At 39.3% G+C, this 25,324-nt stretch carries 26 protein-coding genes and 1 riboswitch; of the genes, 17 read left to right on the forward strand and 9 right to left on the reverse strand.

Features of this window, described 5'->3' with window-relative positions; translation table 11 throughout:
* The first annotated feature begins 10 nt into the window (after positions 1 to 10).
* From C0W29_RS01915 to C0W29_RS01930, 4 genes are all read left to right on the forward strand, one after another.
* Positions 11 to 1,225, forward strand: a complete 1,215-nt coding sequence (locus C0W29_RS01915) for an ABC transporter substrate-binding protein (RefSeq protein ID WP_052671640.1) — start codon at positions 11 to 13, stop codon at positions 1,223 to 1,225.
* Between the two features lie 79 nt (positions 1,226 to 1,304).
* Complete coding sequence (locus C0W29_RS01920; RefSeq protein WP_045044995.1) at positions 1,305 to 2,990, forward strand: ABC transporter permease; 1,686 nt, start codon at positions 1,305 to 1,307, stop codon at positions 2,988 to 2,990.
* Entirely contained in the window at positions 2,987 to 3,622 is a 636-nt protein-coding gene (locus C0W29_RS01925; RefSeq protein WP_045044994.1) for an ATP-binding cassette domain-containing protein, read from the forward strand. Before C0W29_RS01920 ends, C0W29_RS01925 begins: the two co-directional genes overlap by 4 nt.
* A gap of 22 nt (positions 3,623 to 3,644) precedes the next feature.
* The gene (locus tag C0W29_RS01930; protein ID WP_036794256.1) at positions 3,645 to 4,253 is read left to right on the forward strand and encodes a CDP-alcohol phosphatidyltransferase family protein; all 609 of its coding nucleotides are present in this window, start codon (positions 3,645 to 3,647) and stop codon (positions 4,251 to 4,253) included.
* Between the two features lie 69 nt (positions 4,254 to 4,322).
* Here the strand turns inward: C0W29_RS01930 and punR are convergent, their stop codons facing one another.
* A complete protein-coding gene (punR, locus tag C0W29_RS01935; protein WP_045044993.1) occupies positions 4,323 to 5,225 on the reverse strand; it encodes a DNA-binding transcriptional activator PunR in 903 nt (300 codons plus the stop codon).
* A 104-nt stretch (positions 5,226 to 5,329) separates the two neighbouring features.
* Here punR and punC point away from each other — a divergent pair, with 104 nt between their 5' ends.
* The 5 genes from punC to artM all read left to right on the forward strand — a co-directional run bounded on the left by punC (position 5,330) and on the right by artM (position 9,915).
* Positions 5,330 to 6,535: a purine nucleoside transporter PunC gene (gene punC, locus C0W29_RS01940; RefSeq protein ID WP_045041944.1), complete on the forward strand. Its 1,206-nt coding sequence runs from the start codon at positions 5,330 to 5,332 to the stop codon at positions 6,533 to 6,535.
* A 481-nt stretch (positions 6,536 to 7,016) separates the two neighbouring features.
* The gene (gene artP, locus C0W29_RS01945) at positions 7,017 to 7,745 is read left to right on the forward strand and encodes an arginine ABC transporter ATP-binding protein ArtP (protein ID WP_045044992.1); all 729 of its coding nucleotides are present in this window, start codon (positions 7,017 to 7,019) and stop codon (positions 7,743 to 7,745) included.
* A gap of 59 nt (positions 7,746 to 7,804) precedes the next feature.
* A complete protein-coding gene (locus C0W29_RS01950; protein ID WP_045041853.1) occupies positions 7,805 to 8,539 on the forward strand; it encodes an arginine ABC transporter substrate-binding protein in 735 nt (244 codons plus the stop codon).
* Positions 8,540 to 8,542: 3 nt separating this feature from the next.
* Positions 8,543 to 9,247, forward strand: a complete 705-nt coding sequence (gene artQ / locus C0W29_RS01955) for an arginine ABC transporter permease ArtQ (RefSeq protein ID WP_036794249.1) — start codon at positions 8,543 to 8,545, stop codon at positions 9,245 to 9,247.
* Positions 9,244 to 9,915, forward strand: a complete 672-nt coding sequence (gene artM, locus C0W29_RS01960; RefSeq protein WP_036794247.1) for an arginine ABC transporter permease ArtM — start codon at positions 9,244 to 9,246, stop codon at positions 9,913 to 9,915. The genes artQ and artM overlap by 4 nt, the downstream gene beginning before the upstream one ends.
* Positions 9,916 to 9,994: 79 nt before the next feature.
* On the opposite strand, the gene C0W29_RS21605 is transcribed toward artM, so the two are convergent.
* Both C0W29_RS21605 and C0W29_RS01970 read right to left on the reverse strand, forming a co-directional pair.
* Positions 9,995 to 10,162, reverse strand: a complete 168-nt coding sequence (locus C0W29_RS21605) for a hypothetical protein (protein WP_155395120.1) — start codon at positions 10,160 to 10,162, stop codon at positions 9,995 to 9,997.
* 309 nt (positions 10,163 to 10,471) lie between these two features.
* A complete protein-coding gene (locus C0W29_RS01970) occupies positions 10,472 to 11,677 on the reverse strand; it encodes a 3-phenylpropionate MFS transporter (protein WP_045067016.1) in 1,206 nt (401 codons plus the stop codon).
* Positions 11,678 to 11,995: 318 nt separating this feature from the next.
* Here C0W29_RS01970 and C0W29_RS01975 point away from each other — a divergent pair, with 318 nt between their 5' ends.
* The 6 genes from C0W29_RS01975 to C0W29_RS02000 all read left to right on the forward strand — a co-directional run bounded on the left by C0W29_RS01975 (position 11,996) and on the right by C0W29_RS02000 (position 19,183).
* Positions 11,996 to 12,358, forward strand: coding sequence for a c-type cytochrome (locus C0W29_RS01975; protein WP_052671630.1), 363 nt, complete (start codon positions 11,996 to 11,998; stop codon positions 12,356 to 12,358).
* An 87-nt stretch (positions 12,359 to 12,445) separates the two neighbouring features.
* Positions 12,446 to 13,864 (forward strand): cytochrome-c oxidase, cbb3-type subunit I, encoded by a 1,419-nt coding sequence (ccoN, locus tag C0W29_RS01980; RefSeq protein ID WP_045044991.1) that lies wholly within the window; start codon positions 12,446 to 12,448, stop codon positions 13,862 to 13,864.
* A complete protein-coding gene (ccoO, locus tag C0W29_RS01985) occupies positions 13,857 to 14,465 on the forward strand; it encodes a cytochrome-c oxidase, cbb3-type subunit II (RefSeq protein ID WP_036796331.1) in 609 nt (202 codons plus the stop codon). The genes ccoN and ccoO overlap by 8 nt, the downstream gene beginning before the upstream one ends.
* Positions 14,462 to 16,648 (forward strand): cytochrome-c oxidase, cbb3-type subunit III, encoded by a 2,187-nt coding sequence (gene ccoP / locus C0W29_RS01990; RefSeq protein WP_045044990.1) that lies wholly within the window; start codon positions 14,462 to 14,464, stop codon positions 16,646 to 16,648. Before ccoO ends, ccoP begins: the two co-directional genes overlap by 4 nt.
* A 152-nt stretch (positions 16,649 to 16,800) precedes the next feature.
* Positions 16,801 to 16,975, forward strand: a riboswitch (Lysine riboswitch).
* Positions 16,976 to 17,058: 83 nt separating this feature from the next.
* Positions 17,059 to 18,642, forward strand: coding sequence for a Na+/H+ antiporter NhaC family protein (locus tag C0W29_RS01995; RefSeq protein ID WP_045041850.1), 1,584 nt, complete (start codon positions 17,059 to 17,061; stop codon positions 18,640 to 18,642).
* Between the two features lie 100 nt (positions 18,643 to 18,742).
* On the forward strand, positions 18,743 to 19,183 hold the full coding sequence (locus C0W29_RS02000; protein WP_036794240.1) for a VOC family protein: 441 nt from the start codon (positions 18,743 to 18,745) through the stop codon (positions 19,181 to 19,183).
* 86 nt (positions 19,184 to 19,269) lie between these two features.
* Here C0W29_RS02000 and C0W29_RS02005 read toward each other — a convergent pair whose 3' ends face one another.
* From C0W29_RS02005 to C0W29_RS02020, 4 genes are all read right to left on the reverse strand, one after another.
* The gene (locus C0W29_RS02005) at positions 19,270 to 19,920 is read right to left on the reverse strand and encodes a Qnr family pentapeptide repeat protein (RefSeq protein WP_036794238.1); all 651 of its coding nucleotides are present in this window, start codon (positions 19,918 to 19,920) and stop codon (positions 19,270 to 19,272) included.
* A 323-nt stretch (positions 19,921 to 20,243) separates the two neighbouring features.
* On the reverse strand, positions 20,244 to 20,636 hold the full coding sequence (locus tag C0W29_RS02010) for a cystatin domain-containing protein (protein WP_036794236.1): 393 nt from the start codon (positions 20,634 to 20,636) through the stop codon (positions 20,244 to 20,246).
* Positions 20,637 to 20,728: 92 nt separating this feature from the next.
* Positions 20,729 to 21,070, reverse strand: coding sequence for a 5-carboxymethyl-2-hydroxymuconate Delta-isomerase (locus tag C0W29_RS02015; protein ID WP_036794234.1), 342 nt, complete (start codon positions 21,068 to 21,070; stop codon positions 20,729 to 20,731).
* Between the two features lie 340 nt (positions 21,071 to 21,410).
* Positions 21,411 to 21,743, reverse strand: a complete 333-nt coding sequence (locus tag C0W29_RS02020) for a tRNA-binding protein (RefSeq protein ID WP_045044989.1) — start codon at positions 21,741 to 21,743, stop codon at positions 21,411 to 21,413.
* 199 nt (positions 21,744 to 21,942) lie between these two features.
* On the opposite strand from C0W29_RS02020, the gene C0W29_RS02025 reads away from it, so the two are divergent.
* A complete protein-coding gene (locus C0W29_RS02025; protein ID WP_045041846.1) occupies positions 21,943 to 22,971 on the forward strand; it encodes a substrate-binding domain-containing protein in 1,029 nt (342 codons plus the stop codon).
* Positions 22,972 to 23,035: 64 nt separating this feature from the next.
* Here C0W29_RS02025 and C0W29_RS02030 read toward each other — a convergent pair whose 3' ends face one another.
* Positions 23,036 to 23,392 carry a DsrE/DsrF/TusD sulfur relay family protein gene (locus C0W29_RS02030; RefSeq protein ID WP_045044988.1) on the reverse strand — a complete coding sequence of 119 codons (357 nt, stop codon included), beginning with the start codon at positions 23,390 to 23,392 and terminating at the stop codon, positions 23,036 to 23,038.
* Between the two features lie 233 nt (positions 23,393 to 23,625).
* Here C0W29_RS02030 and C0W29_RS02035 point away from each other — a divergent pair, with 233 nt between their 5' ends.
* Entirely contained in the window at positions 23,626 to 24,144 is a 519-nt protein-coding gene (locus C0W29_RS02035; RefSeq protein WP_045041844.1) for a hypothetical protein, read from the forward strand.
* An 85-nt stretch (positions 24,145 to 24,229) separates the two neighbouring features.
* On the opposite strand, the gene galM is transcribed toward C0W29_RS02035, so the two are convergent.
* Positions 24,230 to 25,318 carry a galactose-1-epimerase gene (gene galM / locus C0W29_RS02040; protein ID WP_373455691.1) on the reverse strand — a complete coding sequence of 363 codons (1,089 nt, stop codon included), beginning with the start codon at positions 25,316 to 25,318 and terminating at the stop codon, positions 24,230 to 24,232.
* Positions 25,319 to 25,324 lie beyond the last annotated feature (6 nt).

A 25,324-nucleotide genomic window follows, 5' to 3' on the forward strand; every position in this document is an offset into this window, starting at 1 on the left:
ATCAATCGTGATAACACCATTTCCAGCTTTAAAAAAACTCACACTAACGGCTGCTTTGTTAATCAGTAGCCTCAGTGCGAATGCAAACGAAACCCCTACAAACGCCACTATTACGCCAACATGGCAGCAAACTCTCACCCAAGCCAAAGGTGAAACAGTTTACTTTAATGCTTGGGGTGGCAGCCAAGAAATTAATGATTATCTACTATGGGCTAACACGCAATTACAACAGCGTTATGGCGTCACTCTAAAACAAGTAAAAGTAACGGATATTGCCGAAACGACTCAACGCTTATTAGCAGAAAAAACAGCGGGGAAAAATAGTGGCGGCAGTGTTGATATGGTCTGGATCAATGGTGAAAACTTTCGTTCAATGAAACGCAATAGATTACTGTACGGCCCTTTTACTCACCAATTACCTAATTGGAAATATGTTGATAAATCACTGCCTATAGATAAAGATTTTTCAGAACCAACCCAAGGACTAGAAGCACCGTGGGGCGTGGGACAACTGGTGTTTATTTATGATCCTGAAACATTATCCAACCCACCTAAAAGTTTTAAGGCATTATTAGCCTTAGCGCAACAACACCCAGGGAAAATCAGTTATCCGAAACCACCAGAGTTTCATGGCACAAGCTTTTTAAAAGCGGCGCTGTTAGAACTTACAACGGATAAACAAGCCTTGTATCAGCCATTGCAACTTCCTCAAGATCAAGCACTGTTTAATCGTGTTACAGCACCGTTGTGGCATTACCTTGATCAACTCCACAAAGTTGCATGGCACCAAGGGAAGCAATTCCCAGCAGGTACTGCAGAAACGATACAACTACTTGATGATCAACAATTATTGTTGGCAATTACGTTCAACCCTAACGCTGCAGCGGCTGCCATTGCCAACGGTAATTTAACCGAAAAAGCAAAAACCTATGCATTCAGTGCTGGTGCGTTAACCAATATCCATTTCCTTGCTATTCCATGGAACGCCAATGCTAAAGCTGGTGCATTAGTGGCGATTAATTTCCTGTTAAGTCCAGAGGCTCAAGCCCGTAAAGCGGATACCAGTTTGTGGGGCGATCCAACCATTTTAAGCCCACAAGCCTTTACCAAATTACCAGCACCTTATAACCAGCAAAACTTTAAACCCTACCCTTCCATTGCAGAGCCTAATCCAACTTGGCTAGCCGCAATTGAACAGCAGTGGCAACAAAGATACGGTAACTAGCTGTTATAATTATTATAAATTAAGCTAACTTGCATTATGATAGCAAGTTAGCTTCCCTGTCTGATATTTATTTGAGCCTATGTTAGTCATTATCTTTGTTGCTACTTTATTGCTATTCGCGAGCCCATTGATAATTGGCTTTATCGGTATGTTGGCACCTGCTTTTGCATGGATACCAGCATTAAACATGCACCAACCATCATTTTTAGGCTGGCAACAATTATCCACATGGCCTGATCTTAGCCATTCTATTGGCTTAACACTACTATCCGGGCTTGGTAGCACTACGCTTGCTTTGTGGTGGTGCTATTTAATTTTACGTCGTTATTGGCTAAGTACCCAATGGCAACAAATCGAACGTTTGCTTGCGCCTTTATTAGCCTTTCCTCATGTTGCCTTTGTGCTTGGCTTTGGGTTAATGTTTTCGTCTACTGGTTGGCTGGCACGTATTTGGCACCATCTAGGGTTAGCGGATTCCTTTTACCCAACGCTGATCCATGACCGTTATGGTTTAGGACTACTGCTTGTATTAGCGATTAAAGAAACACCTTTTTTATTATTAATGAGCATGAGCATTCTTAAACAGCTCAATATAAAACAGTTCTATAATGCTTCAGTCAGCCTTGGCTACGACCACCAGCAAACATGGCGTATGGTGATTGTACCGTTATGGTTACCGAAGTTACGGTTAGCGATTTTTGCTGTTGCTGGTTATGGCCTTGCGGTGGTCGATATCGCTTTAATTATTGGCCCAACCCACCCAAGCACGTTATCAATGTTAATTTGGCAATGGTTCACCGACGCAGACTTAACCCAATTACCACGCGCTGCGGCTGGCGCATTACTATTATTGATTATTGTTCTGCTCTGTTTTGGATTATTACGCTGCATTGAATGGTGGTTGTTATCACACTCAACAGCATGGCAATACAGCGGCGCAATTAAAACGCTAACATTACGCTCACGAAATACTAGCAAAGCCTCAGCGATAGCAACATTATTTAGCTATGGCTTATTACTGCTGCCATTAATAATGCTGCCTATTTTAGCGTTGTGGTCATTTGCCTTACGGTGGCGTTTTCCTGATTTATTGCCCAGCCGCTATAGTGTGCGTTTTTGGTATCAACAACTTGAGCCACTACAGCAACTCATCAGCAACAGTATTACTTTAGCGCTAATCAGTAGCCTTGGTGCATTAATTATGACGATCATTTGTCTTGAATATCGCCAAAAATACCACCGTGGTATTCCAACTATTCTGATTGCAATACCCATGGTTGCGCCACAGTTATCATTATTATTTGGAATGCAAATAGCCGTCTCTTTTATTGCGGGGCAATCTTTTTGGCTATGGGTAAGCTGGAGCCATTGGTTGTATGTTTTCCCTTATATTTATCTAACCTTAGATGGACCATGGCGCAGCTATGATCAGCGATTGGATCAGACAGCCCGCAGTTTAGGCTTAAGTGGTTGGCAGACATGGTGGCGGGTGAAATTTCCACAACTAAAACCAGTATTGCTACTCGCGTTTGCCGTTGGATGCAGTGTAAGTTTGGCACAATACCTACCAACACAAATGCTTGGCGCTGGGCGTGTACCGACACTAACAACGGAAGCCGTTACACTCGCCAGTGGTCAAGATCGCCGCGTTAGTGCAATTTATGGGCTATTACAAGGTTTATTACCCTTGGTATTTTTTACACTTGCAATGGTGTTCGCTCGACGCAAAACATCACATACTCAAACGACAAAGGTGATCTTATGACGTTGTCTATTTCACAACTGACCTTACGCCATCACAGCAATAATATCCTAATTGGCCCCCTCAGTTTTGATGTTAAAAATGGACAAATAATGACGCTAATGGGTCCAAGTGGTAGTGGTAAATCAACCATTCTCAGTGCAATTGCTGGCCATTTGGCTACTGACTTCACAGTAACAGGTGATATTCAACTAAATCAACAACCTATCATGTCACTTGCGCCTAATATGCGCCATATTGGAATCGTTTTTCAAGATGATTTATTGTTTCCTCACTTGAATATTTGGCAGAATTTAGCCTTTGGTTTACCACCACAGATAAAAGGCGCGCAACGCAAGAAGATGGCATTACAAACATTAGACGAGCTAGGCTTACTTAATTTACAACACCAACAAGCACACCAAATATCCGGTGGACAACGAGCAAGAATTAGCATGATGCGATTATTATTATCACAACCGCAAGCAGTATTACTTGATGAACCATTTAGTAAATTGGATAAAACCTTGCGGGCTGAGTTTCGTCAGTTTGTATTTGACCAAATTAAACAACGCAATATCGCGGCATTAATGGTGACTCATGACGACGATGACATTCCAACAAATGGCAATGTCTTACACTGGCCTTGGCAATAAAAATAATAATACGGAAAATATCATGCTCGACCGTTACAGTATTACTCTGATACGTCAACCTTTAGCGAAACTAGCGGCATTACCTGATCACTATGGTATTAGTGCCAATCAAATCACCCTTAGTGGTTTTGTTATTGGTCTGTTTGCACTACCTGCCTTAGCATTTGAACATTATGGATTAGCCCTATTTTTTATTGTTCTTAACCGATTATTTGATGGTTTAGATGGCGCTGTAGCGCGTCGTCAAGGAATCACTGACTGTGGTGGGTTTCTTGATATAACGTTGGATTTTTTGTTTTATTCTTTAATTCCATTTGGGTTTGTACTCGCTGACCCGAGTCAAAATGCTATTGCCGGCGCTTTTTTAATTTTCTCTTTTATCGGTACTGGTTCAAGCTTCCTAGCATTTGCAATAATGGCAGGTAAACGCAATATAGAAAGCCCAGTATATAAACAAAAATCGTTGTACTACATTGGCGGTCTAACTGAAGGTACTGAAACTATTGCCTGTTTTGTGCTGTTTTGTCTCTTACCACAATACTTTGCCATTATCGCTTGGGTTTTTGGTTCTCTGTGTTGGATAACCACCACTACGCGTATTTGGGCGGGTTACCACACTTTAAAAAATTAATTCAAAGATGCTGGATGTAAAATAAGCTCATACATCCAGCAACCACTCTTCTGATAACAACTCAATCAATCAACGCACCCATTGGCGATGTAATTGTTCGCTATCACCTAAATAATCAAGTAACCAACTCACTGCAGGATTCATGGTTTCAGTATTCCATGCCAAACAACAGGGACTCACTGACGGCTTAATCGCTAACTCTTTTTCAATGAGTTTCCCAGTTTCAATTAAAGGAATAGCCATATGGCTCGGTACCACACTCACGCCTAATCCTGCTTTTAAACACTGCATTGCACTGTGCCAATTAGGTACTAATATTCGGCGCTGATTATCCATCAACCATGTAATCCGTTTGGGTAGTGTTCGTGAGGTATCTTCTAAACAAATCGCTGGATATTGAGCTAATTCATGCGGCTCTAATGGATGATCGGATTGAGCCAATGGATGCTGTGGGTCAATTACAAATTTCCAAGTTAACGTTCCCATATCGCGATAATCAAAACTGCCACCAACAGGAACCGCAGCTGTCGCACCTATCGCAATATCTGCCCGCCCATCAGCCAATGCATCCCACACTCCATTAAACACTTCCATGGTTAAATGTAATTCCACATCAGGAAAATGCTGATAAAAGTCGCGTACTAATGTATTAACGCGACTTTGACGTACAACAGTATCTAATGCGACAGATACATTTTGTGACCAACCATTTGCAACTCGCTGAGTTTGGTATTTCATTAACTGCATTTGCTTAATTAATTTGCGGGATTCTTCGACAAAATACTCCCCTGCTGGTGTTAGTTTAACCTGCCGATGCAATCGAACAAATAATTCGACAGCTAAACGCTCTTCTATCAATCTTACGGTATAACTAATCGCACTTGGCACTTTGTGTAATTCTTCTGCAGCCCCTGAAAAGCTGCCACGACGGGCGACAACGTCAATAACTTGTAGATCATTATAAGAAAACATATCAAATCAAATTTTTTGAAAGCATGGTTGAAATTTTAGCGTTTCACAGCCATTAAAACCAGTATTACACTAGCGGCAATTGTAATATGGACCAAAATCATAAAATGAAAAATCAACCATCTAAAATTACCCTGTTCTGGTTTGCATGTTTAAGTATGCTAGGTTTTCTAGCCACTGATATGTATTTACCTTCTTTTGAGACGATTCGTGCCGACTTTGCAACAACCCAATCTCTTATCGGCCTTTCACTCAGTGTGTTTTTACTCGGTATGGCATTAGGCCAAGTCGTGTATGGTCCGCTATCTGATCGCATTGGACGTATTAAAGTGCTTGTTGGCGGCATGGTGCTATTTAGCCTTGCTTCTATCGCTTGTTCGTTTGCACCTAATATCGAAATATTCCTTGCTGCTCGTTTTATGCAAGCATTAGGCGCATGTAGTGCGACAGTTATCTGGCAAGCCGTTGTGGTTGACCGTTATGACGGTAAAGTTTCTGAACGTGTATTTGCAACCATAATGCCTTTAGTTGCACTGTCTCCAGCCTTAGCGCCTTTATTAGGTGCGATGCTTGAGCATCAATTAGGCTGGCGTAGTATCTTTATCGCGTTGGTAGGTTTTGGTGCAGTATTAGCTATCATGACGTTAAGAGAGCCAGAAAGCGCTAATCTGCATCAGCAACAACAAAAATTAACCGTAAAACTGCGCAGTGATTATGGTCAGATCCTAAGTTCAAAGAAATTCTGGGGTAACATGCTTATCTTTGCAGCATGTTCAGCAGCATTCTTTGCTTATTTAACGGGTTCACCATTTGTAATGTCAGCAATGGGCTATTCAGGTACTGATATTGGCTTGAGTTATGCGCCGCAAACTGTTGCCTTTATTGTTGGTGGTTATGGCTGTCGTTCATTATTGAATCATTTCGATAGTAAAAAATTACTGCCGTGGATTTTGGCATTGTTCTTTAGCAGTGTATTAATCATGTTTGTTATCTCAATCTCAATGACAGTAACAACCATCTGGCCAATTTTAATTCCATTTTGCTTTCTTGCTGTTGCTAATGGTGCCGTTTACCCACTGGTTATCAGCTCTGCGTTATCTGATTTTAAAAATTGTAGTGCGACCGCTGCTGGCTTATTGAACTTTATGCAAACCATGGTCTGTTTTGCCGCAAGTGGTTTAGTATCAGCCTTTGCAGGATATGGTTTATTAACAGTAACGGTAGCAATGTTTATTACCGGTTTTATCGCTATCATCGGCTTCATTTTAGTAACACAGGCACGCCATCAACAATCAGTGACGGCAACCGCTTAATTTTTACTAAAAACCCCTTCTTAAGCAGCCTTAATGGCTGCTTTTTTTATTCCACAATACCTCTTATCAACCACCCCCGATTGTTCTTTTGTATAAATACACCATTACGTGAACTTATTCCTCTCTCGCATCTTTAACTATCCCTTATCATAAAATAAATCCTCACTTCAAAAGCAATAACATCACCACTATCCAATGATAAATCAGCTTACATACCAAATTACGACATAGTGACTAAATAATCATTTTATAAAAACAGTTAAATATGTAATTTAAGCTAGTTTTATACCATCTAAGACCAATGGGTATTTAAAGTTCAATTATTGTTAAATAAAAACGTTGCAACCAAGTAAAATAACCTGCCAAACCACTAAAAAATAAACAAATATATAACATATTGCTTTTTTTATACATTTTTCTTGCATAAGATATCGTGGTGAGTAGTATATAAATTAAGTGATGATTAATGCAGTATTAGAGCATGAGTATTCAAGTAAGTAATATCAATAAATTTTATGGCCAAAACCAAGTACTGCATGATGTCAGCTTTACTTGTAACACTGGCGAAACCCTCGTTTTACTAGGTCCTAGTGGTGCAGGTAAAAGCTCACTATTACGAGTATTAAACCTGCTTGAAAATGCGACCGATGGCAAATTAACGATTGCCGATAATGTGTTTGATTTTTCCAAGCCTATTTCAGAACAGAAAGGCTTAGCATTAAGGCGTAAAGTCGGGATGGTATTTCAGCAATATAATCTTTGGCCACACAAAACCGTGATCGAAAATTTAACTGAGGCACCAATAAAAGTATTAGGGATTGATAAAACATTAGCCAAGCAACAAGCCGTCGCTATTCTGACCCAATTACACCTTGCAGATAAAGCTGATGCATGGCCGTTACAACTTTCAGGAGGCCAACAACAGCGGGTTGCGATTGCTCGAGCACTAATGATGAAACCTGACGTACTACTATTTGACGAACCAACCGCGGCGCTTGATCCTGAAATAACCAGCCAAATAGTTAAGATCATCAAAGATCTTAGTGGTACAGGAATAACCCAAGTTGTCGTTACCCATGAAGTCGATTTTGCAAAAAAAATTGCAAGCCACATTTTATACATGGAAAACGGTCGCGTCATTGAGCATGGCAGTCATGCTTCTTTCGCAACCCCAAAAACAGCCCAATTTGCAGAATACCTCACTCATTAATAGGTATCTTTTTAAACCACGTAAATAGAACTACGTAATAAACCGCATGGAGTATAGCGATGAAGAAAATTTTATTAGCCGCAATGATCGGTCTAGCATCAAGTCACGCAATTGCACAAGATCTTAAATTTGCCACAGAAGCGACTTACGCACCGTTTGAATACATGGATGCTAACAATCAAATTCAAGGCTTTGATATTGATATCGCTAAAGCATTGTGTTCTGAAATGAAAGCAACATGTACTTTCCATAACCAAGCCTTTGATAGCTTAATTCCTGCTCTTAAATTTAAGCGTTATGACGCTGCAATTTCAGCAATGGACATCACCGAGGCACGTCAACAACAAGTCAGTTTTAGTAACACCTATTATGACAATGCCGCAGCATTCGTATCTCTAAAAGACCATGTGGCAGATCAAGCTGCACTCAAGGGTAAACGCGTTGGCGTACAAAATGGCTCAACCCACCAGAGCTATATTACCGATCAAATGCCAGCAGTAACCGCAGTACCTTATACCAGTTACCAAGATGCATTTATTGATATGCAAAACGGCCGAATTGATGCTGTTTTTGGTGATACTGCGGTTGTCGCTGAATGGTTTAAGAAAGGTAATGGTGACAAACTTTCTTATGTCGGTAAGCCTGTTACGAATGCTAAATATTTTGGTAATGGTTTCGGTATTGCTGTAAATAAAGACAACCAAGCATTAGTAGAACAATTAAATAAAGCGCTGGCAGCTATTAAAGCGAATGGTCAGTACCAAGCAATTTTTGAACAGTATTTTGGTAAGTAAGTTATGATATTAACGGGATATTCACAATCCCTGCTAGAGGCCAGCTGGATGACAATCCAGCTTGCTTTTGTCAGTTTAGCGGTAGGGTTAGTTTTAGCGATGTTATTTGCAGGCGGCGAAATGTCACGTTATCGTGTTATCGCTTGGCCAACAACATTTGTCGTGACTATCCTCCGTGGTCTGCCTGAGCTATTAGTCGTACTTTTTATCTTTTTTGGTTCGGGCCAAATTATTTTTTATATTACTGGCGAATTCATTGAGATTAGCCCCTTCTTATCGGGCGTAATTGCGTTATCGCTTATTTTTGCATCCTATGCTGCTCAAACTATCCGGGGCGCATTAAAAGCGGTACCCAAAGGTCAACAAGAAGCAGCAAGTGCACTCGGTATTAGTCAACAACGCACGTTTTTCAGTATTATTTTGCCTCAAGCTGTGCGTCATGCCTTACCCGGATTAACCAACCAATGGCTAGTATTATTAAAAGATACTGCTCTGGTTTCCTTAATTGGTGTTACGGACTTATTAAAACAAGCCCAATTAGCGTCTGCGGCGACTCATGAAAGTTTTACTTGGTATGCCACTGCAGCAGCAGTGTATTTAGTCATTACTTTAATTACCCAGCGCATAATTAAAATAATTGAAAAAAAATTCAGCGAGCAAGATGGCTCTAACGTGCAAACAAATAAAAGCCAAGGAGTAACCGCATGAATGAACAAAATTTTTGGCTTATGGTACAAGGACTCATTACGAGTCTTGAATTAACCGCAGCGTCTTTATTCGTCGGCTGTAGCTTAGCTTTATTAATGACGGCAAGTCTCATATTACGCACCCCAATTATTCATTGGCTCAGCCGTGGTATTATTACCCTGTTTACAGGCACACCATTATTAGTACAAATCTTTTTGGTATACTACGGCCCAGGACAATTTGAGAGTATTCGTCATAGTTTTTTATGGGATTGGTTAAGCCAACCATGGTTTTGCGCAATGCTGGCATTAGCTTTAAATACAGCAGCTTATAGTACTCAACTATTTAAAGGTGCGTTTGATGCAATACCTAAAGGTCAATGGCATGCTTGTCGTGCATTAGGAATGAATACGAAAGCAACTCTGAGCGTATTATTACCATTTGCTATTCGTCGTGCTATTCCAGCTTATTCTAATGAGGTGATTTTAGTATTTAAAGGGACATCTCTAGCAAGTACGATCACTATTATGGACATCATGGGTTATGCACAGCGCATTAATGCACAAACTTATGATACATTGACTGTCTTTGCGGTTGCTGGTGCATTCTATTTAGCCGTTAATGGCTTACTCACTTTAGTTTTTCGCGTCTTTGAGAAAAAAGCCCTCGCTTTTGAAACTGCACGATAAACCTAGTTGATCCCGTTATTAAAAAGCCGACATAAATGTCGGCTTTTTAATAACGGGATATATATATAAACATCATAACTTAATGACTTAGTTTAGCATTAATTTTCAATACCATTTGTGATTTAGTATTTTGCACCACATCAATTCTATTCTCTTTAATATGAGAAAACTGCGATAGTAATAACGCAAGCTCATCTTTCATCAGTTGTAGATGGCGAGTATTTCGATGGCGGGTAATTTCACTCACAAGCCTTTCCTTTGCTTGTAACGCCGTGGTTCCTTTTACAGCTTTCTTTGAACGAAAGAAGAAATTCATAGTAAACATCCTTATTATTTATAACTCCTTTTAAAATATTAGATAATGATTATAAATACCATCAAATAGTTGAATATTTGTTAACTAGTTATAATAAAGCATACATTATATAACCATTTCCCATAAATATTATGCTACTTAATTAGTATTAAAAATAAAAAGCCTCTTATTATTCTATAAGAGGCTATAATTTATCAATATTCAATCATCTATTGTTAGGTTCACGAATACCTTTAACTATTATATTGAATTTTGCTCTTCTGGACTAAAACGCACCGTCGGATTATGAGTTTCAGATTTGTCTTCATCACTAATAACGCTCAAAAATAGACACGGTACGCCCATCGCTGCCATGAACCAAAATACATTAATATCACTATGGTGATAAATCCAACCACAAGCAGCTGACACTAATGCTAACGCAAATCCGGCTGGTATTGCATGATAAAGTGCCTGTAGTCCCATGTAGTTATGTTTTTTGTTTTCTTCAACATAACGTACCGATGACAAAATCGTTCCAGAAAAAGTAATACCATGTAGAATCTGACAAATAATAAGTACTGGCAGCTCTGTTGAATACGCCATTAATGCCCAACGAATAACAACAGAAATAGCCGCTAATTTAAATAATGATTTTACCTGCCAATTAGAAAAAGCTTTACGACTAATAAAGTAGAATACAATTACCGAGATTGTCGATAGGCTCCATAAGTAACCAATAGTTTCAGTGCTATATCCTGCATCTTTCCAATAGATAGCGCTAAAGAAATAATAACCACCATGGCTACCTTCAAGTAATGATGCGACCAAAATAAAAATTAACGTTTTTTTATCGCGTAGCACTTTAAGAATATTAATTTTTCCTGTTTTTTTATGGTTACATTTCATTGGCACAGTAGGTTTAATCATTGTGCCTAAAAAGGTAATAAATAACCCTAATGCACCTAAAATAGGCACTGCAGCTATACCCCAATGTTTAGTAATTAACCCCATCGAAGCAGAAGCAACAGTCAAAGCAATAGCGCCCCACAACCGCGTATAACCATAATCCAACTGTTTATCGGCTGCATAGTGATTTGATATCGCATCAGAGATTGCAACAGCTGGCCCAATCGCTAAATTAAACAAAACAATCAGAATAGCAAGTACCCAAAAATTTGCTTCTAATTCACCAATATAAATAAAAGAAATAAATCCTAAAACACCCAGAAACATTGACCATCGAAGTGCTGGAATTAAGTGTTCGACCTTATGAAAAAGAGGTGTGAGGGTAAAATTGATAATACAACGAGAAGCTAACCCAAACCCAACTAGCATGCCAATATCAGCATCACTGATCCCTAACTTTTCTAGCCACAACCCTCTAAAAGGTAGGTAAACACCATAAGCAAAAAAAAACGCAAATTGATAAATAGACATCCATGTGGCAGGTCGACATTGAAACATAAAATAAGCAACTCTTATTAAGAACACTAAACAATTAAGCCAACAATAACGAAAATTATTATCATTTACACGCGATCATTTTCAGTAACATTGTATTCATTATTGAAAATAACCTAGTCACAAAACCGTCTATGTTTAGTTTTTTTATTTAAAAACATTCAAATACAGTCTTTACATTCCTACTTTTAAGAATCAACAGCTGACTATTTAATCAACCTAATTTTACAAAAAATCATCATCTCTTCTATCTTTAAAGAGCGTTTTTTAACCACACCACACTTTTAATAACGACCATAACGATAAAAGTGAGTATTGCTAATGACAAAAAACTTACTCGTTAGATTAATATTTCTACTCTATACACTACTATTTTCGATAGCAGTAACTGCAACAGAATCAGTTACTGAAACACAATTTACTCAAGGAAAAGAAAAGTCTGTCGTGTGCATGACTTGCCACGGGGTTGATGGTATTTCTACTATCGATACCTACCCAAATCTACAAGGGCAAAAGCAAGCCTACTTTGTGGCAGCACTCAAAGCCTATAAGTTACGCCAACGAAATGACGGTTTAGCCATTCTCATGCACGCCCAAGCTGATGTACTCAGTGATAAAGACATGCATGATATTGCATTTTATTTTAACCAAGTGAAATCAGCACCGCCAAAAAGTGATGATTAATACCAGCCCTATTGGTTGATAAAAATATGCACGTTTAATTTCGCGATATAGCTTTTTCGACGAATACGATAGTCACAGGTTTTTGGAATGGATATTCAATACAATTATAAAGTTATTAAATACTTCATGGTCACCAGTGTTATTTGGGGGCTAATTGCAATGACAATTGGAGTAATATTAGCGGGGCAACTTTATTGGCCAGCGCTTAATTTAAACTCGGAATATTTTCAATTTGGACGCTTACGACCATTACACACTAATGGTGTTATATTTGGCTTTGTCGTTAATATTTTAATGGGCACCTCACTTTATATCGTTCAACGAACCTGTAAAGTACCCTTATTTAACCGCAGCTTATCTTGGTTTGTTTACTATGGTTGGCAACTCGTCTTAATATTGGCAGTGATCACCCTTCCGCTTGGTTTTACGACGTCAAAAGAATATGCAGAGCTTGAATGGCCGATTGATATTTTAATCGCTATCGTTTGGGTACTGTATGCAATTTTATTTTTTGGCACTATCGCTAAAAGAACTGTCGCTCATATATTTGTCGCTAACTGGTTTTATGGCGCTTTTATTCTCGTTATTGCCATGATTTTTATTGTCAATAATCTTGAATTGCCCGTAACTTTTTGGAAATCATACTCTATTTACTCTGGCGCAGAAGATGCGATAGTACAATGGTGGTGGGGACATAATGCTGTCGGCTTTCTCCTTACGGCGGGTATTATCGGCATGAACTACTATTTCATCCCTAAAATATCTGAACGCCCTATTTATTCTTACCGTTTATCTGTCATTCATTTTTGGGGGCTCGTCGGTTTTTATACTTGGGCAGGTACCCACCATCTAATTTATTCTTCTGTGCCAGACTGGTTACAAAATCTTGGGATCGTCATGTCACTAATTTTATGGCTACCATCATGGGGTGGCGCATTTAATAGCATCATGACTTTGCTCAATAATAAACCCAAACTTAAACATGATTACATTATGTGGTTCTTTTTCTCTGCCATTGTTTACTACGCTTTAGCGACGTTTGAAGGCCCATTACTGGCGATTCGATGGTTTAATATGATCGCCCACAACACAGACTGGATCATTGGTCATGTACATTCAGCTGCTCTAGGTTGGGTAGGCATGTCGGCCATTGCGGTATTTTATTACTTTATTCCACGACTGTGGGGCCACCAGCAATTATGGTCTAACCGCCTCGTTAAATGGCATTTTTGGTTAGCCCATATTGGTATTCTTATTTACGCGGTTGCGCTATGGATTGCTGGTATTGGTCAAGGTTATATGTGGTTACAACAACAACCTAATGGCAGCTTAACCTATAGTTTTGTCGATGCAATGAACTTTTCTTCACCATGGATGCTGGCACGTTTCATTGGTGGGGTCAGTTTTGTGCTGGGTTTAGTATTAATGATATACAACCTTTACCGCACCCTTAGACAGCCTTTAACAACAACGTCCTCAACCGAGGAGGTCAATGATCATGCTTAATAAAGATTTCACGCAATCGGTGCTTATCTTAATTATTTCCACCGTCATTGTGGCCAGTTTTTCTTTTCTAGTTTGGGTACTGCCTGCTTTTTTTTATCAAGATAAATTAATTGCAGAATCAAGTGCCAAACCACTCACTGCACTCGAAGTTGAAGGGCGCGATATCTATATTAGTGAAGGCTGCCACACTTGCCATACCATGATGGTACGGCCTTTAGATGCCGAAGTGAAACGCTATGGTCGTTATAGCCGTGAAAGCGATGATATTTATGAATTTCCTAACTTATGGGGTTCTAAACGTACTGGCCCAGATCTTACGAACCTTGGCCGTAAATATTCCGATCAATGGCATGCAATTCACCTTAATAATCCTCGCCATGTCGTACCGACGTCAATTATGCCAGCTTATCCATGGTTATTTGAGCAAGTACTGGATGGCGAAGATGCAGAAGCCAAGCTCAAAGCATTACGTACACTTGGTGTGCCTTATAACGACCGCGAAATACAACAAGCGCGTTTGGCGGTTAAAGGCAGTACCAAAGCCGAAGCACTGATAGCCTACTTACAAAGTTTGGGACAAGATCAGGGAGTACAGCAATGAACACTTTCTGGAGCAACTGGGTTATTATATTAACCTTACTCTTTCTGATTTTTATGATCATAGTCGTGGCGTATTACTGGCGTAAAAACCATACAGCAGATAAAGAAAATACCGTTGATAGCTTTGATAATATTAAAGAAAATGATGCAGCTGTACCTAAGTTGTTATTGTTTTCTTATTTTATCGCTTTTGTGTTAGCGGCTGGATTTTTAGTGCTTTATCCCGGTTTAGGTAATTGGCAAGGATTAATGGATTGGAAATCAACCAGTGAAGCTACTCAACCTCACCCTACCAATTTACAAAAACAAATCACACAAGCAAAGCTCAATGGCAGTTCATACCAACAGCTCAGCCAAGATGCCACAATAGTAAATGCTGGTAACGCACTGTTCCAAACACACTGCGCAGCCTGTCATTTAAGTGAAGCTGAAGGCCAAACACACTTCCCTAACCTTTCTGATAATGTGTGGCTTTATGGCGGTACAGATAAAGACATTCATCACTCAATAACGAAAGGCCGAAATGGTGTCATGGCAGGCTGGAAAACTATTTTATCCGCAGAAGACATTAATCATGTCGCAACCTATATTGCCTCTTTACAGGCTGATCGTATTATTTCTGCACCAGCCTTTGCCTTACAACAAGGTAAAACCGTATTTAATAAAAACTGCACCAGTTGTCACGGAAGTAATGCCCAGGGCAATCAATTACTCGGCGCCCCCAATTTAGCGGATAACATTTGGCTCCATGATGGCAGTATTGAAGGTATTATTCATACCATTAACAACGGCTTAAATAACGTTATGCCGGCTTTTGAAAATCAACTGTCAGAGGTAGAAATCCAAGCGCTTGGTGCTTATATTCGTCATCAACACACTCTTCGCGCGAATGAACTTGCGAATTTAAATAAAGAGTTAATCACTAAAGGTCAATATTTAGCTTATGCTGGTGATTGCGTTGCTTGTCATACTGGCGAAGGCGGTGAATTATTTGGCGGTGGGCTGGGGTTTGTCACGCCTTTTGGTACTATGTATTCAACCAATATATCATCACATCCCGATTTTGGAATTGGTGATTATACCTACTCTGAGTTTTATGATGCACTGCATAAAGGTAAAGGTAAACGTGGTTACCTCTACCCTGCGATGCCTTATTCTTCTTATCAATACGTAACAGATGACGACACCAAAGCATTATGGGCATATATGCAATCCCTCAATTACGTTAATACTCGTAATCGTAATAATCAAATGATGTTTCCCAGTAATATTCGATTAGGTTTGCTAGGTTGGAACATCGCCTTTCTTACCACTGATCCATTAGAATACCCAGCCAACAGCACTGAATCTTGGCGTCGAGGTAAATACCTCACTATGGGTTTAGGCCATTGTTCTGAATGTCATACTCCAAGAAATATAGCGCAAGCCTTAATTAGTGATAAGTTATTTCAAGGTAATTTAATTGATGGCTGGATGGCACCAGACATTACCGCCACAGAACTTTATCAAGATCGTTGGAGCATTACTTCACTCACTGATTTTCTAAAAACAGGCCATTCAGAAAAAGGCACTGCATTTGGTGGCATGGCTGAAGTAGTGAAAAACAGCACCCGTTACTTAACCCGTGATGATGTCAGTGCAATTGCTGAATATCTCATTACTGGTGATAAATACAACGTACTTGATAAATCCGTTGGTCAAATCACACCGCCTGGTTTTGGCGACTTAATTCCAGCACAAGTCAATGTTCAAGATCCTAATTTAGAAGGTTCAGCTACAGATCCACTCAAAAAGGAACAACAACTTTACGGGTTATATATTCAAACTTGCGGCGCTTGCCACGGCGCTGACGGCAAAGGTCGTGAGGGCATTGCACCCACGCTGCTAAATAATGGCATTATTATGCATAAAGACCCTTATGATACGATTGCAGTAACCATTCGAGGCCTTGTACCTAATTACTTAGAGCAAGAAATTGACTTTATGCCGATGAGCAGTTTTAACACCGTTCTAAATGATGCAGATTTGGCACAATTAATTACATTTGTACGTCAAAAATTAGGTGGTAGAGACATTCCAATCACAACAACCCAAGTCACCAAAATTCGCACCGATCTTATCAAGGCTGGATTTGCTGGAAATATTCATAACCTTACTCAACCAATGAATAATAATCCTGAATAACGAAACAATATGCAACGATAACGAAATAACATTCAGCTAACTGATTGAAACCACGATCAGTTAGCCGACTTGATGAAATTTAAACCTATTACACATTTATGCGTTTTTTTTTATTGCTTGTGAAAAATATATCGGTATAGTCAAGCCTTAATCCTTTGAGTAGAGGCGCGCTGCCTAAGAGTATTCGGTTGGAGGGAGATCCCCAATGAAAGCCGAGGAAAGGAGTCAGCGCCGAAGTGATTATTGAGTCATCAATGATCGCTGGTTCTGTATTTAAGAAGTGCAGAACTGCCATAGTTATTTTGTCTATGGAGCGCTACCCTAAGGGATAAGAAGTATTATTTCTCAAGAAATCTGTTTCTCTATCCTTTCGGTAGATCTCCACCTTATTATAGGTGTTTAAGAGATCCATGAATTTAATCCAATATTCTGATTCACTATTATCAGTGGTACCTGCACTACTGGCAGTTATTCTTGCAATTACTACCCGCCGCGTATTGTTATCTTTAGGCGTGGGCATAATTGCAGGATCAATCCTTCTAAATAATTACAACCCACTCGTTGCACTACAATATCTTTTACATCAAATTCTTGGCTTAGTTTGGGCTGATGGTGCTGTCAATACCAGTAACGTTAACATGTTGTTATTTATGTTATTACTGGGCGGATTGATTAGCTTAATGACCGCAACAGGGGCAACTAAAGCCTTCGCTGAATGGGGTGTTCGTCGCTGTAAAGATCGTCGCAGTGCGAATATCTTAACGGGTATGATGGTATTTGCTTTTTTCATTGATGACTTTTTTCATAGCTTATCTGTTGGGCCCATTTGTCGTCCTGTGACTGATCGCTTTCAAATTTCACGTGCGAAATTGGCTTATCTGCTTGATTCAACTGCAGCGCCTGTATGTGTAATTACCCCTATCTCATCATGGGGCGCATATATCATCGCTATTCTAGGTGGTATTTTAGTCACTAATGATATTACCGAAACTAGTCCTATATCATTGTTCGTACAAATGATTCCAATGAACCTGTATGCTGTATTTACCTTATTAATGGTACTTGTAGTTATCACATTCCAGCTTGATATTGGCCCAATGCGCAAGCATGAAGAACGTGCTCGTGAAGGTCAACTTTGGGATGAGTCTAAAGGTCACCCTAAAGGGCTAGAAATCACCACCGAAGGTGAAGGTAATGGCACCATGGTTGATATGGTCTTACCTATTCTAACTCTAACAGTTACTAGCGTTATGTTTATGATCATAAGTGGTGCTGATGTATTAGCAGCTAAAGGTCAGGCATTTACTCTAATTGGATCGCTAGAACATACAGATGTTGGCTCATCATTAGTTTACGCTGCATTATGTAGTCTTGCGGTATCAATTGTATTGGCACTACGCTTAAAATTACCATTAAAAACATGGTTAACGGCTGCGCCTCAAGGCGTTCAAGCGATGATGCCTGCAATTATCATTCTGTTATTTGCATGGACAATTGGTACTGTTGTTAGTGATATGGAAACTGGACAATACTTAGCATCATTAACTAAGAATGGTTTACCCGTTGAGTTACTACCAGCACTAGTGTTCTTACTATCGTGTGGAATGTCTTTTGCAACCGGTACTAGCTGGGGCACATTTGGTATCATGCTACCACTAGCTGGTGATATGGCTATTGCGAGTGATGTTAACCTACTCATGCCTATGCTATCTGCAGTCTTAGCAGGCTCGGTATTTGGTGACCACAGTTCACCTATCTCAAGCACCAGTATTTTGTCAGCAACAGGTGCTGGTAGTCATCATATGGATCACGTAATGACGCAGTTACCTTATGCATTAATTGTCGCTTTTGGTGCTTTCCTTGGCTACCTTGCAATGGGGATTACTGGTTCAACGATTATGGGTATCGCTGTAAGTTCAGTATGGTTTATTGGCAGCTGTGTTTACCATGTACGTCGAGATAAGAAACAACAACTAGTAACGGCGACCAATTAAAAAGAACCGTTATTAGCTAAAATCCCCGTTCGTTTTTGCACTTATTTGATTTATTCTATAGTGCTAAACATCGGGGATTTTTTTGATCTGGAGATAAGCAATGGAATATTTGCACACTATGGTACGAGTCAGCGATTTAGACGCCTCACTGGACTTTTACTGCAACAAATTAGGACTAGTCGAAACTCAGCGTAAAGAAAGCGAGCGTGGACGTTTTACGCTGGTATTTTTAGCTGCACCAGCGCAAGTAGAAGCTGCAACTCAAACACAATCACCCTTATTAGAGTTAACTTATAATTGGGATCCAGAGGCCTATAGCGGCGGTCGTAATTTTGGCCACCTTGCCTTTCGTGTTGATGATATTTATCAGTTATGTCAACGGTTACAAGACCATGGCGTTATTATCAACCGTCCACCACGTGATGGTCATATGGCTTTTGTTCGTTCACCTGATGGCATCTCAATTGAGCTACTTCAAAAAGGTGAGCCATTATCCCCTGCTGAACCATGGATTTCATTACCAAATAGCGGCGAATGGTAAGCTTTAATTCATTGTGCGCCACAGGTCAATTTACTGTTCCTGTGGCAAACTGCACAACTTAGCCTAACTTATTTTAAAACAAGCAACTATAAAACAACGATCCCTAAATTACTCAACAGTTGCTCTTGCTGCCAGTCACTAATTTGAGCCCCTTCTAAAGAGACACGTCGTACATCAACGTTTTCTAAATCAACATGGCATAAATTAGTTTCTTTAAATATTGCCTGTTGCCATTGTTCACTTGAAAATTCACCACGACTTAAATCAGAACCTTTAAATGATACTCCGATTAAGTTTGCCCCACGCCAACGGTTTTCAAATAGCTCACACTTCTCTAACATCAGGCTTTCTAAATTGGCATAACTTAAATCACAGCCCGAAATAAATGCTGAACAAAAGAAAGTGCTTTGAGTAATATAATTAGCAAAAGAAGCATAATGAAAATCAGCCCCTTTAAGGTTACATTGACGCAATTCTATGCCAAAACATTGTGCATTTCTAAAATTTGCCATTGCGAGATTACAACCTTTAAAACTGGCATCTTTTAATTTTGCATAGGCAAAACTACAGCCTTCAGTTTCCCCTGCTTCAATAAAGCTACAATCAATAAAACAAGCATCAGTTAAATTGGTACGCGAAAAATCACAGCGGTAAAACTGACACTGTTCAAAGGTTGCTTCGCTTAAATCTTGATGAGAAAAAACCTCACCATCAAACTGTTTTTTTGCAACATGCATCAATAATTACTCTCTTCAAATTTAACCCTAATGGTTCTATCTTAATAAAAAAAAACCATTCATGACCAGTAGAAAAGACTATAAAATTATTATTTTTTTGCGCTCACCCAAACAGTCGTATATGGGCAATATAAGGCTATTCTTTGCCGTTATTTTTCAATATGAATACCGCCGCCTTGTTTTTCATCTTATGTTTAATTTTCGCAATATAAGCACGCCTAAAATCGACATAAAAAACAGCCGCTATTATTGATAGATTCTCAATAACAGCGGCTGTTTTTTTATTCAAACAAGCGGTCAAATAACAACCACTCAGTTATGCGTTAGTTTTTTACATCACAGTTTGAAACTGCGTTATTGGCCTTATCAACATGCTCAACAGTATAAACATTTTTTAAACTGCGGAAGACTTTTGCGGTATATACGTCATTATTTTCAAGTGAAAATGTCACGTTATAATTCATACCAGCGACAACTTGTTGAGTAACATGTAAGACATTTTTTAATTGATGATCACCAGCGATATCTTTTACCGCGGCTTGTGCCGCAGCTGTTACCTCAGGTGTAATTTCTCCCTGCTGCCAACCACCAGGAATTGCTTGAGTATAATCACACCCCGTTTGCATATTTGCCTCTTTAGTCGTTTTAATATCTTGCGCACTACACGCCACTAACGCTAATGAGCCCAAAGCAACAACCAGAAGTTTCTTATTCATAACTTTTCCTAATTTATACAAGACCTATTTATAACAACATAAAAACAGTGTTCATTGCAAATAAAATTGAATAGCTAATGAAATATGCAAATTTATACAACGTATTTTCGATAAGATTGCTGGTTGATATCTTCGATTTCAACACTGATTGCAATATCAGAATTAAACATCGCAGCAACATGGTGCAATAATACTTCTGATAGCAAATCTTTTTGCTCTTCAGTACGACCCGGCAAAATTCTTATCGTAATATGAATAAATGGTTTTTCAGTTGCACCCGTACGATAAAGCTCATAAGGAATAAGGCGAGTTTTAATGTCTTCTTCTTCAAAAATACCTGAACTAAAAATAGAAAAATGTGTAGTTGTCATTAACTCGGTAAGATCTATTTGGGTTTCTAAATCCTTCGCATACTCGACGATACAATGCGGCATGTTGTTGCTCCTAACTAAAGTACAAGCTAATATTTTTGACGTTACCACACAATAAATGTCATAACTGCTTAACATCGCTAATATTAGTTCACCAAATTAAGTTTTAATGGCCAATATATTAATCTGTGATCAATACCCTATTTTGATGGTAAATATTTGATACAAGACAATATATTCCACCAACGGATACCTGCACCTTCAGTGTCATTCCCGACAGCGAGGAACGAGCAAGATAGGGAATCTACTGTCCACGCGTTGCAGAGTCATTGTTTGTGTGAATATTAAAAAGCAAGGTAATACATCCACCACTACCCTGCTTTCATTATGTAGCCATTACCAATTAAACAATTTTAACGCCCGTCGCCATTAAACGCTCTGGAGTTAATAATACACTCTCGCTTTCATCATCAGTTTCAGCACATAACAACATGCACTCTGATGTTTCACCGCGCATCTTAGCCTTGGCTAAATTACACAGCACCACAACTTGCTTACCTAATAATTGCTCTTCAGTGTAATAAGGTACTAAGCTGGTTACGGTTTGTAGTGTCGTATCACCCACTTCAATTTGAACAATATAAAGTTTATCGGCATTTTCATGGCGGACGACATCAATGATCTTTCCGACACGAATATCTAATTTGGCAAAATCTGCGTATGAAATGGTATCCATGGGTTCTCCTTGAGGCTTAACTATTAATTAAGCGAACAAATAATCGCGTACAGTCACTCACGTACTGTTAACGTTTACACTACCAATTAAATATTGATTTACAAAGAATATCATTCCGAATTAGTTAGCTATATCACACTGTTAAATTGCGTTATTTACACAACCGTAGTTTAATAGCTTCAACAGTAAAGAGGTGATCATGGCAACAATCAAAGATGTGGCGAAACTCGCCGAAGTATCGGTAGCAACCGTATCAAGAGTGATAAACAAATCTCCTAAAGCAAGCCAAGCCGCTATTACGGCAGTGACGCAAGCAATGCAAGCGCTTGGTTATCGTCCTAATGCCAATGCTCGTGCATTAGTGAGCCAATCAACTAACACTATTGGTGTGTTAGTTGGTGACGTATCGGATCCTTTCTTTGGCGCAATGATCAAATCGATCGACAATATTGCTCGTCAACACAGTAAGCATCTATTAATTGGTAATGGTTATCATAACGCTGACACTGAACGCGAAGTGATCGAACTCTTAATCAATAACCGTTGTGATACGTTAATTATTCATAGCAAAAGTTTATCTAATGCCGAATTGATTGCTTTTGCGAAAGAAGTACCGGGAATGGTACTTATTAACCGTTTCATTACTGAAATAGCTGATCGTTGTATTGCCCTTGATAACCACCGTGGATCGTATTTAGCCACTGAGCTATTAATTAAACACGGCCACCAGCATATTGGTTATATTTGCTCAAATCATGATATTGAAGATACCACTCAGCGTAAGCAGGGTTATTTAGATGCATTACAAGCACACCAATTAACTGCACCACAAAGTTATATTGAATATGGCACGCCAGATGAAGATGGTGGAGAGATAGCGATGACAAACTTACTCGCTAAAAATCTTCCAATAACTGCAATTGCAGCTTACAACGATTATATGGCGGCTGGCTGTTTATCTGTAGTTGAAGGTAACGGTTTAACGATTCCCAATCAAATGTCATTAATTGGCTTTGATGATGGCTTAATTGCTAAATATCTGCATCCTAAGCTCACGACAGTTCGCTACCCGATTCAAATAATGGCAGAACAAGCAACCCAACTTGCTTTTCAGTTAGCAATAGCAGCCAAACAACCCACAACACACGTAATAGAAGCTGATTCGAGTATTACCCATATGTTTGTGCCAACAGTAGTGAAACGATTATCGGTTGCAGCTCACAGCTAATTGGCTATATCGTAGGAAAAGAAATACCGCAAAAGTGACAGCGTCACTCATGCGGTTTTTTTATTTAGAAGGTAAACACTTTATCAGCTGCAAGTGTCCATTCGGCTAAGTCATCCAGAGTGGCAATAGCAACATCTTCTATTAAAGGTAAGGCCGTTAACCCACGCGCAGAACAACAGGTTTTACATAGTTTAACTTCGCCACCTTGAGCTAAAATAATCTCAACCATTTGCTGAATATCATAACCTTCTGCTGGTGATTGTTTTGCTAAAGCACAAGTTACGGCATCTGACATTAAAAAGATTTTCATCGCAACAGGTTCAGCTTCTTGCTCATTAAGTTTGATAGCTAAACGAAGTGCATTAAACGGCCGTTCAGATCCATAAGGAGCATCATTAATTATCATCAATATGGTTTGCATTATTTTCTTACTCTCTATGATATTTCAGCTCCTGTTTTACCATAAAACTGATTTTCGATAGACATTAATGAATCTAAACTACACCTAATGTGCGTTTTTTATTCTCTAGCAGTATTTTTTGCAATTTTAAACTTTTAAGTACCGCAATAATTTGGCACATTAACGCCCTCAAAGAGCAATTGTATGTTAAATGCATTTGCCATAACCTAATCGTCATTTACAGTGAGCATTCAATGAGCCATCACCTTCAACTAACTTCTGCCCCATCTGTGCTGTTTTTGTTTGGCTTATCGGGTGCTGGAAAATCATTTGTTGGTGACGTAATTGGTGCACATAATGAGTGGTTTGTTTATCATGCTGATGATGATCTTACCGATGAAATGCGCCAAGTTATTGCAGCTAAGCAGCCATTTACTGAAGATATGCGAGATCAATTTTTCTGTCGCATTGTCGATAAAATTAATCATTACCGCACTATTTATCCTCGCATTGTAATCACTCAAGGTGCATATAAGAAAAAGCATCGCGATTATATTTGCCAGCAGATTGATAATATCGATATGATTTATGTTACGACCTCTGATAAATTAATCCATCAACGCTTAGAGTACCGCATTAATGGTATTTCTAACGCCAGTGCTGAAGCGATTAAACACATTTTTGAAGTGCCGGATGAGAGTGTTAAAAAACTGCATAATATCGATGGTAAAGAAGAAATTATCCAGCAGCTTAATGCGTTTTATAATAAGTAAGCGCCAATAAAAACGCCCACAGCTTTAACTAATCATAGTGTGAGGCTGCAGGCGAAATAGCTGTCAGTATTATGGTTACTAATGGCTAACGAAACCGATAACTGGTTAAGTAATAATAATGCTCATTGGGGCGTAATATCGGATTATTATCATGCCATTCAGGGTGATTCGGTGAATCTGGCAGGAACTGTGTTTCAAGCGCAAAACCGCTATAGTTGGTATATTCACCACCAAGACGATTCGGACACCCAGCCAAAAAGTTCCCCGTATACAATTGCATTGCAGGCTTAGTCGTTAATACATCCATTGTTAATGAATCATCTGCTGCCGTTACCGTCGCACAAGCTGTTGTTGCGTGACGTGCATCAGGGTGTAATACAAATGAGTGATCATATCCCTGTGCCTGTTGTTGATCATTATCGATTAACCAATCTTGGCTGATGCTCTTAAGCTGACGAAAATCAAAACTGGTTGCTTCAACCCTATTTAACCCTCCCAATGGGATCCCTTGTTGATCTGTCGGTAAATAGTGATCGGCATTGATCATTAACTTATGTGTTAAACAATCTTGCTCACCATCTGCGCCTAATAAATTAAAATAACCATGATTAGTTAAATTAACGATCGTCGGCTTATCTGTTTCTGCACTGTAGCGAATCGTTAATTCATTATTTTCGGTTAACGTATAAGTCACTATCACCTGCAAGTTACCAGGAAAACCCATATCGCCATCTGCTGATAACAAGCTAAATTGTACTTCGGTTGCATTCAGTTGCTGCATTTGCCAACGACGTTTATCAAATCCCGTCTCACCACCATGCAAACAGTTACCACTTTGATTGGTTGATATTTGGTAATGCTCATCATCTAAGATAAATTGACCAGCTGCAATACGGTTAGCATAACGACCAACCGTTGCCCCTAAATACGCTTGCTGCTGATAGAAATCATTAAGGGTACTTATCCCTAGCAACACTTCTCTAAGGACTGTTTGTTGATTAACCGTTACAGGTACACAACAGCTTAGCCACGTTGCGCCAATATCCATGAGAGTGACTGACATGCCACGTTGATTGACTAACGTAATCAACTTCGCTGGTAAGCCATCTATCGCCATATCGGTTGTCATAGATTGATGTAACGTCATTGCATGTTGGGGTAAGTTATTTAGCATACTCAA

The organism is Photobacterium kishitanii, assembly GCF_003026355.1.
Taxonomy (GTDB): domain Bacteria; phylum Pseudomonadota; class Gammaproteobacteria; order Enterobacterales; family Vibrionaceae; genus Photobacterium; species Photobacterium kishitanii.